We start from the raw sequence: 13657 nt of genomic DNA on the forward strand, positions 1-13657 counted from the left end.
CCTCTTAGATTCGATCTGCGCGTTCGTCAGCCTGAACAGCAGGCGGAATAATTTCGGGTTCTTCTTCGCCGAGAAGACCGAATCTGCGGATGTTTCTCTCTGATATTGCCTGAATTCTTGTGAGGGCTTCGGTGTCGGCTTTAGCGCCGAACAGATGCGCATAGCGTTTCTGAAGCTTCATGTATTCTTCAACCGGGCGAAGTTGACGAATCTTATGAACGTTTGTGATTTCGCCGTATTCAGCTTCAAATACCGGGAAAAGGCCGGTTTCAGTGGCAAGACGGGCTAAACGTACCGTGTCGGAGGATTTGGCTCCCCAGCCCAGCGGGCAGGGAACCAGAACGTGCAGATAGCGCGCTCCGTGGAATGTCATCGCCTTTTCAACTTTTCTTTCCAGATCACGAAGATCAGCGATTGTGGCAGTTGCCACATAAGGAATGCCGTGAGCCATAGCGATCAGAGGAACATCCTTGCCCTGACCGAATGCGTTTCCGGGGTGGCTGCCGAGAATCTGAGTCGTGGCTGTGCGAACTGCGGGAGGTGTGGCAGAGGAGCGCTGAACACCGGTGTTCATGTAGCCTTCGTTGTCATAGCAGATGTACAGAACGTCGTCGTTGCGTTCGAACATACCGGACAGGCAGCCGAATCCGATATCTGTGGTACCGCCGTCACCGCCTTGAGCGATAACGCGGACCAGCGGTTTGCCTGTCTTTTTGGCTTTAACACGAGCGACAGCGGCCATACCTGTGCCGACGGCCGCAGTATTACCAAAAAGCGAATGGAACCAAGGCAGCTGCCAGCTGGTTTCCGGATAAGGAGTAGAGAACACTTCAAGACAGCCGGTAGCGTTGGCGGCGATCAGGCGGCCGTGAGTGGCGCGCATTGCGGCGTCAACTGCGTAGCGTGCGCCAAGCGCTTCTCCGCAGCCCTGACAGGCGCGATGGCCGGAGTTCAATGAGTTGTAACGTTCGATATTAGCCTGACCGCTTCGCTGATCAGGATTCAGGAGACGGTTGCCGACAGTGAACGTGCCTGTCTGATAAAACTTAATCTGATGCTCGGACATGACTTATACCTCTCCTTTATGGTGATCCGCAACTGCTCGAACAATCGCTTCGGCGGTTGGTCCGATGTGACGTTCTTCCTGCTCGTGTCTAAGCTGATCGTTAACAACTTTTTCTTCAAGATCCAAGAAACTTAGCTCGGGAAGCTCATTTCTAAGTGCGGCATCAAATACTTTGTGCAGGCTTCTCTTGTAGATCGGACGTCCACCGAGACCCGCGATAACACCGCAGATGTTAAGTTTGTCCAAACCTCTGGTAGAACGAATGATGTCGTCGGTTACAACGCCGCCGATGCCGACCTGAAGCGCTCGGTCAATAACAACCGCTGTTTTAACCTTTTCAAGAGCCGCGAAGACTTCCTGCTGCGGGAACGGGCGATAGGCTTTAATACCGAGAAGACCGACTTTCTTGCCGTCTTCACGCATTTCATCAATAACGTCTTTGATGGTTCCAATAGTGGAGCCAAGCGCGATAACCATGACCTCAGCGTCTTCTGCGCGATAAAGGTCGATGAGTCCGCCGGTTTTTCTTCCGATGATTTCTTCAAATTCTTTAGAAACACGGTCGATGACCTGCAGAGACTGCAGATGGTGCGCGTGTGCAAGATAGCGAACTTCAGTGAACGCTTCGGGTCCAACCATGGCGCCGATTGAAACCGGGTTTTCCGGGTCCAAACTCTGACGCGGATCGTAGGGCGGAAGGAATGCGTCAACCTGTTCCTGAGTCGGAATGTCCATTCTTTCGAACGCGTGTGTCAGCACGAAGCCGTCCATACAGACCATGACAGGAAGAGAAACTTCTTCAGCGATCTTGAAAGCCTGAATATGCAGATCCACCGCTTCCTGGTTGTCTTCAGCAAAGAGCTGAATCCATCCGCAGTCACGCTGGCTCAGAGAGTCGGAGTGGTCATTCCAAATATTGATCGGAGCTCCGATTGCTCGGGATGCGACAGTCATCACAATAGGGAGGCCGAGGCCGGAAGCGTTGTATACGGCCTCAGCCATGTACAGCAGACCCTGAGAAGCGGTAGCGGTATAAGCACGGCCGCCTGCGACAGAGCCGCCGATTGCGACACTCATAGCGGCGAATTCACTTTCCACGTTAATGAATTCGCAGTCTGTAAGTGTGCCTTTTTTGACCATGGCGCCCAGATTTTCAACGATATGTGTCTGGGGAGAAATAGGATAAGCACAGACGACTTCAGGACGGCAAAGCGCTACTGCTTCAGCTACGCCCAGTGAGCCTTCGATTTGTTTGAGCATTGAGGCTCTCCTTAAAAGTTTTTCTTAGCGTTAAGAACAAAATTGAAAGCGTCGGATGCGACATCGGCATTGGCCTGAGCAACCTTTCCTTTGTAGCGTGTCATGAACGCCTGCTGAACGCTTTCAAGCTTAAGTTTTCCGGTCAGAGCTGCAAAGCCCGCAAGCATCGCGGCGCCGGGAAGGGGACGTCCGATTCTTTCCATCGCGAACTTGGTGGCGGGCAGCGTAATGACATGTCCCTTGGGAAGACGATTCACAAGGTCGGCCAAACCGAGTTCTTCAGGTGTCTGAGAGCTGTTGAGAAGAACGTAGGCGTTTTCTGTGAGGCCGCTAAAGACGTTGACGCTTTCAAGCAGCGTACGGTCCTGGATAAGCACCGCATCCGGCTCAGTAATCGGTTCACGAAGACGGATCTGATGGTCGCTGACTCGAGCAAAGGCGACAACTGGAGCGCCGGTTCGTTCACTTCCGAAACTTGGGAAAGCCTGGGCGTAATGGCCCTCTGTAAAGGCTGCAAGAGAAAGCATTTCCGCACTCGTTACAACACCTTGGCCTCCTCGGCCGTGTAATCTGATCTGAAACACTTTTTTTCCTTATAACTAAGTTGTAAACAAGAGATCGAGCGATTAAGTCAGCGAGACTTTGATACGGCCGTCGACGGCAATGGGTTCACCATTCTTATCACTGATCATCAAGGGGTTGATATCTAATTCTTCAATGGAGGGATAGTCTTCAACAAGCTGAGAAAGTCTCATCAGTGTTTCCTCAACTTTGTCGATTTGAGCCGGAATAGCGCCTCGAGCTCCCTGCAGAAGTTTGTACGCTTTAACGGATGTAATCATGTCTTTTGCGTCTTCAGGCGTAAGCGGTGCAAGGCGGAAGGTGACATCTTTCATCACTTCGACAAACACGCCGCCAAGACCGAACATCATCATCGGGCCGTACTGAGGATCTTTAGCGCAGCCGCAGACCATTTCTCTGTCGCTCTTGACCATTTCCTGAACAATGACGCCTTCAAAACCCTCCATAAGACCTTTGGCTTCAAGCTTTGCCACCAGATCAGCGTATTCAGCTCTCAGCTGTTCAGCATCTTTAATTCCGACGCGAACACCGCCAACGTCTGTCTTATGGGAAATTTTCTTTGAGTTGAGCTTCATGACAACGGGATAACCGATTTCTTCAGCCAGTGCGACCGCTTCGTCGGCATTTTTCGCTTCGCCATCTTTACAGACCCGAATTCCGTAAGCAGAAAGAACCTGGAGGGATTCGCCGGTTGTCAACTGTTCGCGGTTTTCCGCGGCTGCGTCACTGAAAATCTTTGCGGCCTTCTCTGCGTCAACGTCAAAGCGCATCGGTGTCGTGATCGGACGCTCAATCCACTTTCTTTGCTGGTTGAGACGATTCAGACCCATGACCGCTTCTTCAGCAAACATAAAGAACGGTACGTTGACTTCCATATCGGAGAGTTTGGCGAAGAATTCGTTCTTTGTCATGAACACACCGAGAATCGGTTTGTTCGGATGCTGAGCTTTGATGTCCATAACCGCTTTGGCGACATCGATATCTTTTAGGCCAAGGAAGGGCAGGTAAATCACAATGACCATATCGACGCCGTCGTCAGAGAGTACTGTCTCGAGCGTTTGCTGATAATGGTCAAGAGGCGCTGAAGCAATCATGTCCACCGGGTTTTTAACAGAAGCCGCGGCCGGCAGGAAAGAGCGCAGTTTTTCTTTAGTCGCTTCGCTCAGTTCTGCCATCTGCATGCCGCATTCAACGACGGTGTCGGTCGCCATAATTCCGGGACCGCCGGAGTTGGTTACGATAGCGACTCTGTCGCCCTTAGGAATAGGGCAGTGGCTGAACACTTTAGCTGTATTAAATAGGTTCTGAAGCGTGAATTCGCGGATGACACCGGACTGCTTCAGCAAAGCGTCTGCCGCTTTGTCAGCACCGGCAAGCGAACCGGTGTGTGAAGAAGCAGCAGAAGCGCCTGCAGCCGAGCGGCCGGCTTTCAGTGCGAGAATCGGTTTTTTCTTTGTGGTGCTGGTTGCAAGCTTTCTGAATTTCTTAGGGTCCGCGATGGATTCCATATAGAGGAGAATCTGACGGACGTCATCCACATTTTCCCAGTATTCAATAGCAGAGTCAGCGTTTACGTCTGCCTGATTGCCAATAGAAATAAACTGGGCAAAGCCGAGATTCAGGTCTTTAAGAATATTGAGAATCCCGCCTCCGAGCGCACCTGACTGGGAGACAAAGCCGATATCTCCGCGTACGGGGAGCGACTCAGCAAAGCAGGCGTCAAGGCGAACTGCGGGGTCGGTATTCACAACGCCCAGGCAGTTGGGGCCAACCAGCGTCATGCCGTATTCGTGAATCTTTGCCGCAAGCTGCTTTTCAAGTTCGGCGCCGGCTGCTCCGGTCTCCTTAAAACCTGCACTGATCACTACGACGCCTTTGATGCCTTTCTGATGACACTGATCAATTACGGAGAGAACGTACTTCGCATTGATAACGATAAGCGCCATATCGATGTCATCGGCAACATCGAGAACGGATGGATAAGCTTTGAGTCCGTGAATTTCGGAGTCTTTCGGATTGATTGGATAAATTTTGCCCGTGTAGCCGTACTCGAGCAGACGTTTCATAATATCTGAACCGATTGTGTGTTCCTTGGTTGAGGCGCCGATGACCGCAATGCTGCGGGGACGCATAATCTTATCTAATCCGTGCATATATGACATCCGTTAAAAGGTTTGCATAACCTACTAATTTTAGGTCAGAAAAAGAGCTGATACCGTAGCGTGTTTAGAATTTTTTCACATTATGAAAAGCTATTCCAAAAACTTGATTCGCATTGTAGATAAGTGCGGATAAAAGGCAAGAGTTACAACTTTTTTAAACAAATTATTAACGGCAAAAAATGCTTTTCAAGTGAATCAAATAATGAGTAGACGGCCGAAGTGTTGTTAATACGCAAAAACTTGTTGTAATCCTAGAGAGTTACGCCTAAGACGCTCAAATCAGCGTAATATATTACTGTTATATGAATGTCAACTCGGTTTACATAGGAGAGACCAATGAACAAGACAGAAATGATTGACGCAGTTGCCAAAGTGACAGGTGTCACAAAAGCAGATGTCGCCAAAGTCATCAACGCCTACACCGATGAAATCGTCAAAGCAGTTGCTGCCGGCGACGATTACGTTACAGTTGGCTTCGGCAAGTTCTATCAGTCCGAACGTCAGGCTCGTACCGGCCGCAACCCTTCAACCGGCGCCGAGATCAAGATCCCTGCCGCTAAAGTCCCGAAGTTCTCTGCCGGTAAAGCTTTCAAAGACGCTGTCAACGCTCCGAAGAAAGCTGCAAAGGGTGCACGCAAAGCTAAGAAATAATTAGCTTGTTTCGCATTCAGAGAAAGCCTCCTTTGTTTGGGAGGCTTTTCTGTTTATAGTTACTAAGATATTTGCATCGGTGTTTAGTGATGCGCAGAAGTATCATATCTAGGATGATCTAATGAAGATTTGTTTTGTGAACCTTGCTTCGGGGTATAGCGGAGGCGAAAATCAAACATTTTTGCTGGCCCGGGAATTGAAGAGGGTAAATATTGATTTAGTTGCAGTGACTCATCCTAGAAGTCCGTTAACATCAAAATTAGAACAGATTGGCGTAGAAGTTGTTAAGACGACAAATTTTTTCCGAGGACATAACGCTCCTCTCCTTAAAGATGTTTCTTTGCTGCATGTTCACGACGGACGCGGGGTTCACTGGGCCTCTGTCCATAATATGCTCCGAGGTACCCCGTTTATCATCACGAGACGAATTGACAATAATATAAGTGAGAGATTTCTAACGAAATTAAGCTATGAAAGGGCTTCCTTGCTTGTTGGAATTTCGCGAAAAATCTGCAGTGTATTAAAAGAATATCTTCCGCAAAAAGATGTTGAGCTTATACCGTCTTCGCCGGTTTCATATGAGCTTGAGGAGCAGGCTGTCAATGGAATAAGAGCGCAATATCAGGGGAAGTTTTTAGTTGTTCAGGCGGCAACTCTTCTAGAGCATAAAGGTTTTGATATCTCGATCAGCGCAGCGCGGGAGTTGGAGAATGAAGATGTCCAATTTTTATTTCTCGGAGACGGGCCGTATAAAACTCAATTGACGGCCCTTGCAAAGGGATGCTCCAATGTTCAATTCTTAGGAAAGCGCTCAGACATGGGGAATTGGTTTAATGTGGCGGATTGCTTGATTCTGCCGTCCCGTAATGAAGGGTTGGGCAGCGTTCTATTGGAGGCTATGCAGGCGGGAACGCCTGTTATTGGAGCTAATGTCGGCGGTATCCCGGATGTTATTAAAGATAGAACGACAGGTCTTTTGATCCCGCCGAATTCTCCGCGAGCTCTTGCTGATGCGATTCTTCTAGAAAAAAATGATGAAGGACTAAAAAAGCAAATGGTCGAAAATGCCCGTCTTTTTGTTCGATCTATTGCAATTGAGCAAACCGCACCTAAATACTTGGCAATATATGAACGCGTGCTGGGTTACAACTGATTGTACTAATTATTTTTTTTTGGCTCAGTACTCATATTATTTTGGATCTCGTAGGCTCGCGCATATTTACAGAACGTCCCATAAGAAGAGGTAAGCGAGATAATTAGTCCTGCCCAGCCGTCAAGGAGCCCAAGCTTGAGAAAGTAGTGCCTAAGGAATCTGCCGCTTCCGTGCAGCAAAGCAGAACCCATAGTTATCTTCTTATTTTTTTTTGCTAACTCATTTGCGCCTATTTCGGCGTATTTCTGTGATTTTACAAAATAACTTTTGAGATCTTTGAATGAATAATGAAGAAAGGGTTCATTGAGATACCCAAGAGGTCCGTCTACGATGAGGCCCTCATGGACGTTTTTGTCGTCATAGATCGCATGCTTTTTGCTAAACGCAACAGGATGTCGATAATCCGGATACCAGCCTGAGTGTTTAATTTTCTTTCCTAGAAGAAAATTTTGTCTCGGAGCTTTAATTGCGGCGTATTTTCCGGAAGCGATAGCTGCACTTAATTCTTTAGATAGAGCTTCAGTACAAATTTCATCTGCATCGAAACATACAATCCAATCCGCCTCAATTGTTCGGATGATTTCGTTTCTTGTTTTTCCGAACCCTTGAAAAGGTATATTTACAACCCGTGCGCCCGCTTCAAGGGCCTTTTCTTTGGTTTTGTCCGTTGAGCCTGTATCGGCGACGACAACGTCGTCGCACCAAGCTAGGTTTCTAACACAGGCCTGAATGGTTGACTCCTCATTCTTAGCCATTATGTAGGCAGTGACTTTCATCTCTTTCTCAGTTGTTATGAAAGATATCTCTAGTGAAGACCTTATCTTTTACATCTTCTAAATCTTTAGAAAACCGATTAGCTATGATTAAGTCTGTTTTTTCTTTAAATTGGTTTAAATCAGAGATCACCGGGATTCCTTTAAAAGAGCTTCCCTGGTAGGACGGTTCATAAATTATTAGATCCTTGCCCTTGTTCGTCAGTTCCTCGATTATGTCTTGAATTGCGGAATCCCTGAAATTATCGGAGCCGCTCTTCATTATTAGTCTGAAAATCCCAATCGTATTAGCAGACTTGGAGGCAACTAGGTCGCTAATGAAGTTCTTGCGAATTTTGTTTGATTCAACAATTGCTCGGATCAAAGTCTGAGGAACACCCGCAAAGTTTGCCAGAAGCTGCTTTGTATCTTTTGGGAGACAGTAACCACCGTAGCCGAAGGAGGGATTACAGTAGTGATCTCCAATTCTAGGGTCGAGACAAACACCTTTGATTATTTCGTCAGAGCTGAGTTTCTTGGCCAGGGCATAACTGTCGAGTTCGTTGAAAAAAGCGACTCTCATTGCAAGGTAGGTGTTGGAGAAGAGCTTGATTGCCTCCGCTTCCGTTGAAGAGGCGTAAAGAATGGGAACATCTTTATCCAAAGCGCCTTCTTTTAACAGAGACGCAAATTCTTTTGCTTTATCTGAAAAGTCTCCGATGACGATACGAGAAGGATGCAGATTGTCGTACAACGCTTTTCCCTCTCTGAGAAATTCAGGGATAAAGATTACATTTTTATATCCGCGTTTCTTTAACCCTTCGGTATAGCCGACCGGAACTGTGGATTTAATAACAACGGTAGTGTTTGGATTGATGGCTTTAACTTGATCCAGGACCGTTTCAACGCTTGAAGTGTCAAATTTATTAGTTTCAGGATCATAATTGGTGGGAGTACAGATAACGACGAAATCCGCAGTTTTTACCGATTCGCTGGCGTCAGTTGTCGCCCATAAATTTAATTTTTTGTTTTTTAAGTAATCCTGAATTTCTTTATCTTCAATTGGGCTCTTTTTATTGTTAATCAGTTGAACTTTGCTATCGACAATATCAACGGCAACTACATGATTGTGCTGCGCAAGAAGAACTGCGTTGGAAAGTCCAACATATCCAGTTCCAAATATCACAATGTTTTTCATCATCTAACCCAATACAGTCTTTTTAGCCTGAGGCATTTGTCTTAAAGGAGAAATCCGCTTTCGCGCGGCTTCAGCTATATCCAGCAGATCAAAAAAGGAATGGTCTTCCCTACAAATCACTATTCGTGCTGAAAGCCAATTTCGTCCCGTCAGATTTTAGAATATATTATTTAAAGAGTCTGAGAAAAGTTATTAGTTAATTTGAACCGAAAGCAGGCTGTGATTTCTGCCGGATTTTCAGACAACACTTTAATTAATAGAAAAACACATTGACAGCAGAGGGCTTAATTACATGCAAATAAAAGTACAATTAACTGTTTTATTTTTAAGTGCTGTGGTCAATAGTCCGGCTGCATATGCTTGTTTTTAGTCATTGTAAGGTAAAACAATCAGCAATACTTTTAAACCAACTCTTCAAAATTCTGGTGCGAGCTTTTTCCAAAGAGACAGAGCAAGTTTATTAGAGAAGATTCTATAAGATGAAATCCACAAAACATCTCTCCGGAAGTAGTAGGCCCTTTCTCCTACTTTTGCTGAATTCTATTTTTATTGCGATTATTTCTATCGCCTTAGGGGCTGTTTTGATCAACGCTTTAGGTCTTTGCGCTGCATGGAGTTGGTTTCAAAAACTGCTCTTTGCGGCTTTTACCGGTGGAGCTTATTTTGTCTATTCCCTTGTTATCGTCGGATTGTTATTTTTACTTCTGAAGCTCTTTCGTTTGAATTATCTTATTCCGATGGCGGCAGCACTATTCGATTTTTTAGTTATCGTATACCTTGCCGCAGATACATTTGTTTATCCGATGTACCGGACCCATCTGAATCTGGCGATGCTTCAAATGACCTTCCTTGGAGGGGGAAGAATTGTGAGCTTTTCTCTTCCGATGATCGTTGAAATTATTGGTTATCTTGTAGTTATTTCAACAGTTATTGCATTGTTTTTTAAGGCTGCGAGGAGAGTGTCAGGGGTCAAAATAGTTGGAATTATTTCCCTGGTTTGTTTACTCGGCTTTATTTGGGCAAATGTTTATTACGCCTGGGGGTTCGTCCATTTTGATACTCGAGTTACGACAGTTCCCGAGAAAATTCCCTTAGCTCGGCCTCTGAGAATGAACAATGTTTTTATAAAGCTCGGCCTTGTTAATAGAGATGCTATTAATGCAAATTCCCAGAAAATTCAAGCAGACGGTTCTTCGGATATGAAATATCCGCTGGAACCTCTTACATGCCATGGAGGCAAACGCTACAACATATTATTTCTTTTTGTCGACACGCTTCGGTATGACATGCTGACGGCGGATGTTATGCCTAATACCTATGCGTTCTCAAAGAAGAACATTACTTTCACGAATCATTATTCCAACGGCAACAATACACGGCATGGTATTTTCTCTCTATTTACCGGACTGCCCGGAAGCTATTGGAAGAAAGCACTGACCGGGTCAACTCCCGGAATCCTTATCACCGCTCTGCAGGATGCTCATTACAACATCGGAATATTTGCAGGGGCTCCGTTGGATATGCCGGAATTCCATAAAACCATCTTTTCCTCTATTAAGGGTTTGCGCATCGATCCGAGAGGAGACAATTCAGTCGAATCAGATAAGTTTGCCGTAGAGGATTTTGAAAAGTGGCAGCAATCAATCAAGAACGGAGAACCTTTTTTCGGCTTTATCTTCTTAGATTCAGTGCACGCTTATGATTTTCCAAGAGAGCCAAAGTATGAGGTGTTTAAGCCCTATTGGAAGAACGTCAATCATTTAGAACTGTCTAATTCTTTTGATCCCGCACCGTATTTAGCTCGATATAAGAACGCGGTTCGCTATGCGGACGATCAGATTGAAAATGTCTTGAAGTTCCTTGAAGAAAAGAAACTAATGGACAATACTATTGTCGTTATTAGTTCGGATCACGGAGACGAATTTAACGATAACAAACTGAATTATTGGAGCCATGGTGGAAACTTTACGGATCCTCAGGTCAAGGTGCCTTTAGTCATTCATTGGCCGGGGAAAGAAGCCAGAGAGGTAAATTACCTAACATCACATCTTGATTTGGTTCCGACAATTCTTCCGGAGGTTTTGGGCTGTACAAATCCAACAAAAGACTACTCTGTAGGACAGTCGATTTGGGAGCCTGAGAACAGAAGAGATTGGGTATACGTTAGCGGTTACAGCCTTGACGGATTTGTTGAACCCGATCGGATTGTTCTTATTAATCGAGCCGGAATGCTGGAACACTTAGACAAAACCTTCAGACCCGCTCCCGACAAAGATATACCGAATTACATGCCGGAAGTGTTAGAGGAGCTAAGGCGCTATTCCAAGTAGCAGACACCGACATTGAAGTGAAGTTCTATGTTGGAATTAGACAGAGAGTTGCGCCTTAAAAGAAGCGACGGAAATAGTGAACTAGTTTAAAGGCAGGTTGTTGATCTATGATGCTGTGTCCTTTATTGGACGTTGTTATTGAATATGCGAGGGGGCTCCTAAAATCTCGAGAGACTGCATGGCAGCCAATGCGCTTATTTAAAGACCTTGATACAACCGGAAGATTTTAGAAAAGTTATTGAACAATGTTGTAGAGGCTGAGTGCGGGGCGCCCTCTATTGAACTTTTAATACTGAGAAATATATGGTTTGGCAGACTAAAGTCAAAAAAGCTTGTTTATTTTTTTTGATAGGGCTTGTAATCCTGTCTTTGTACCGTTTTGTTTTCTTTATTTTTTATTCCTCAGGTAATCCGAATATCACCTTAATGGATTTCCTTCCTGCGGTTTGGACGGGAATAAGAGTTGATGCTAAATGGCTTGGCTTAGCCCTAATCCCAGCTTGGTTGGCACTTATCCTTTCCTGTTGGATCAGATCCTTCTACATCATTTCATGCGTACTTGCCGGCATCGGATATTTCCTGTTGATTCTTCTGGACGCCGGGAATTTTGGTTTTTACGGATTCTATAAGACTCCGATCAGCGCTCTGGTTTACGGATTGCTTCAAGATGATACTAAGGCGATTATCGAAACGATATGGGAAGATTGGCCTGTAGTTAGTTATTTAATCGTTATATTGGTTTCCGTGGCGATTCCTTTCTTGTGCTGCCGCATGGTTAAAAGTCCGAAAACCTGTTCACCAATGGGTAGGGGCAGGGCGTTTGTTTTGGGCTTGTGTATTACTCTTGTATTAGCAGTTATTGTTCGGGGATCTTTGACGAAGTTTCCTTTACGCCAAGAGGACTTTTCTGTAAGCAAAATAAGCCTGATTAATTCCTGCGTACCCAATGGAGCTGCGGCATTATATGAAGCAACAAAAGCTTGGAAAAATACACAGATCGCAGGCGATCCAAATCAGGCTCTGCATAAGTTTGGTTATACCTCAAGAGAGGAAGCGGAGAAGAAGCTGACACCCGCATCAAAAGAACCAGTCGCCCCTTCTGATAAGCCTAATGTTGTTTTTGCTGTTATGGAATCGATGAGCGCAGACATCTTTCTTTCTCATAATCCGTCGAAAGGCAACAATACACTAGGAAGTTTGGAAGAAGCATTATCGTCTGCAGTGGTATTTAAGAAGGCCGTCAGTATCATGAACGGGACCTTCCCTTCTTTAGAAGGAGTTATTTTTGACACACCTATCACGCCTATTTCACAAGGTATTTACGGAAGAAACAAATTAACTTTTTCTCAGATTTTTGACTTCAAGAAGGCGGGGTATAAGACAATATTTCTTACAGGTTCTCCAGAGTCATGGCGACAAATTAACGAAACCTTTAGAAATTTCGGATTCGATGAAGTCATAGGAAGTGCAGCTATATCCGATAAGTTTCCTGAGGCCGAACTTGGCCCTTGGGGAATTGGGGATAAGTGGATGTTCAAGTATGCTGAGGATATTCTCGATAAAGCGGAAAAAGACAAACAGCATGTATTCATCATGATGCTGTCCACCACGAATCATCCGCCTTTCAAAGTCCCAGATAATGAAATAGTGCAGGCGACTAATTTCAGTGTTCTTCCTGATTACGTTAAGAAAGATTCCTCTGAAGAACAAAACAATTTGCTTTTGCAGACGTATCAGTATGCGGCTGACAACTTAGGAAAATTTGTCTTGAATTTAGACAAAAACGGCTGGCTGAAAAATACAGTTGTCGCAGCTACGGGTGATCATAATGCTCGTTTGAAATATATTGTAGAAGGTAACTGGCACCATGTTTATGGAGTTCCGATTATCTTCTGGATTCCTAATGCGGGAACAAGACAGCTTGCGAACACGGATAAATGGGCTTCGCATAGAGACATAATTCCAACGCTTCTTTCTGTGGCTACGGGTGCAAAATCGGGGATCAGTAAGGGAAGAAATCTTTTTGCAAAAGAGAAAATACCTGATGGCGCAGTTTCCTTCATATCCTGGGATAACAATGGATTTACGATAGGGGATGCCGGTCTCGTGACCTTAAAAGGCGGCAATTCTTACGATTGCTACAAATGGCATGGGGATACTTTACAAAGGTCTGACTCCTGCACTAATGAACAGATTGAGATGGGCGAGATTGCACGTGCTCAGAGAGCGCTTAGTGAACTGATCGTAAGAGAAGGTTTAATAGCGAAATGAGAAATGGACAATGATTTTGAGTCGGTTGTCATTGGCGATATATGTATGACAGAAACCCCAAAGGGAGAGGTTTTTACACTAAATCTCTGACAGCTAATTGTTTGGGGATAAGTTTTTAACAAAGATGGTTTGGATGTATAGTCCCGCAGGGATTCATATACAATCTGAGCAAGACTAATCATTGCCCTTCCAAGAGTTGAGGTGCGAGAGTTGGAGGACTGAAATTTCTAAT

The 13657-nt window shown here is 45.3% G+C and carries 10 protein-coding genes; 4 read left to right on the top strand and 6 right to left on the bottom strand.

Annotated elements, in window-relative coordinates; genetic code table 11:
* Positions 1-4: 4 nt before the first annotated feature.
* From NFR90_RS01875 to NFR90_RS01890, 4 genes are read right to left on the bottom strand one after another with little or no spacing between them, the layout of a single operon-like run.
* Complete coding sequence (locus NFR90_RS01875; RefSeq protein WP_251450105.1) at positions 5-1066, bottom strand: thiamine pyrophosphate-dependent enzyme; 1062 nt, start codon at positions 1064-1066, stop codon at positions 5-7.
* Between the two features lie 3 nt (positions 1067-1069).
* Entirely contained in the window at positions 1070-2326 is a 1257-nt protein-coding gene (gene porA, locus NFR90_RS01880; protein ID WP_160334659.1) for a pyruvate ferredoxin oxidoreductase, read from the bottom strand.
* A gap of 11 nt (positions 2327-2337) precedes the next feature.
* Entirely contained in the window at positions 2338-2910 is a 573-nt protein-coding gene (locus tag NFR90_RS01885) for a 2-oxoacid:acceptor oxidoreductase family protein (protein WP_251450107.1), read from the bottom strand.
* A 42-nt stretch (positions 2911-2952) separates the two neighbouring features.
* Positions 2953-5061 carry an acetate--CoA ligase family protein gene (locus tag NFR90_RS01890; RefSeq protein ID WP_251450110.1) on the bottom strand — a complete coding sequence of 703 codons (2109 nt, stop codon included), beginning with the start codon at positions 5059-5061 and terminating at the stop codon, positions 2953-2955.
* A 345-nt stretch (positions 5062-5406) separates the two neighbouring features.
* Here NFR90_RS01890 and NFR90_RS01895 point away from each other — a divergent pair, with 345 nt between their 5' ends.
* On the top strand, positions 5407-5721 hold the full coding sequence (locus NFR90_RS01895) for an HU family DNA-binding protein (protein ID WP_251450111.1): 315 nt from the start codon (positions 5407-5409) through the stop codon (positions 5719-5721).
* Between the two features lie 121 nt (positions 5722-5842).
* Complete coding sequence (locus NFR90_RS01900) at positions 5843-6874, top strand: glycosyltransferase family 4 protein (protein WP_251450113.1); 1032 nt, start codon at positions 5843-5845, stop codon at positions 6872-6874.
* A gap of 5 nt (positions 6875-6879) precedes the next feature.
* Here the strand turns inward: NFR90_RS01900 and NFR90_RS01905 are convergent, their stop codons facing one another.
* Both NFR90_RS01905 and NFR90_RS01910 read right to left on the bottom strand, forming a co-directional pair.
* Positions 6880-7650 (bottom strand): glycosyltransferase family 2 protein, encoded by a 771-nt coding sequence (locus tag NFR90_RS01905; RefSeq protein ID WP_160334654.1) that lies wholly within the window; start codon positions 7648-7650, stop codon positions 6880-6882.
* 7 nt (positions 7651-7657) lie between these two features.
* Complete coding sequence (locus NFR90_RS01910) at positions 7658-8824, bottom strand: nucleotide sugar dehydrogenase (protein WP_290448909.1); 1167 nt, start codon at positions 8822-8824, stop codon at positions 7658-7660.
* 530 nt (positions 8825-9354) lie between these two features.
* Between NFR90_RS01910 and NFR90_RS01915 the strand changes: the two genes are divergently transcribed.
* Both NFR90_RS01915 and NFR90_RS01920 read left to right on the top strand, forming a co-directional pair.
* Positions 9355-11154 (top strand): sulfatase-like hydrolase/transferase, encoded by a 1800-nt coding sequence (locus NFR90_RS01915; RefSeq protein ID WP_251450130.1) that lies wholly within the window; start codon positions 9355-9357, stop codon positions 11152-11154.
* Between the two features lie 303 nt (positions 11155-11457).
* Positions 11458-13425, top strand: coding sequence for an LTA synthase family protein (locus NFR90_RS01920; protein WP_251450132.1), 1968 nt, complete (start codon positions 11458-11460; stop codon positions 13423-13425).
* The last annotated feature ends 232 nt before the right edge of the window (positions 13426-13657 follow it).

Origin of the sequence: Parasutterella muris (assembly GCF_943193095.1) — a bacterium.
GTDB lineage: Bacteria > Pseudomonadota > Gammaproteobacteria > Burkholderiales > Burkholderiaceae_F > Parasutterella > Parasutterella muris.

Bases quoted from the DNA above. Each gene is read 5' to 3' on its own strand.
- NFR90_RS01900 (WP_251450113.1), top strand. From the start codon at position 5,843: ATGAAGATTTGTTTTGTGAACCTTGCTTCGGGGTATAGCGGAGGCGAA.
- porA (WP_160334659.1), bottom strand. From the start codon at position 2,326: ATGCTCAAACAAATCGAAGGCTCACTGGGCGTAGCTGAAGCAGTAGCG.
- NFR90_RS01890 (WP_251450110.1), bottom strand. From the start codon at position 5,061: ATGCACGGATTAGATAAGATTATGCGTCCCCGCAGCATTGCGGTCATC.
- NFR90_RS01905 (WP_160334654.1), bottom strand. From the start codon at position 7,650: ATGAAAGTCACTGCCTACATAATGGCTAAGAATGAGGAGTCAACCATT.
- NFR90_RS01910 (WP_290448909.1), bottom strand. From the start codon at position 8,824: ATGAAAAACATTGTGATATTTGGAACTGGATATGTTGGACTTTCCAAC.
- NFR90_RS01875 (WP_251450105.1), bottom strand. From the start codon at position 1,066: ATGTCCGAGCATCAGATTAAGTTTTATCAGACAGGCACGTTCACTGTC.
- NFR90_RS01895 (WP_251450111.1), top strand. From the start codon at position 5,407: ATGAACAAGACAGAAATGATTGACGCAGTTGCCAAAGTGACAGGTGTC.
- NFR90_RS01920 (WP_251450132.1), top strand. From the start codon at position 11,458: ATGGTTTGGCAGACTAAAGTCAAAAAAGCTTGTTTATTTTTTTTGATA.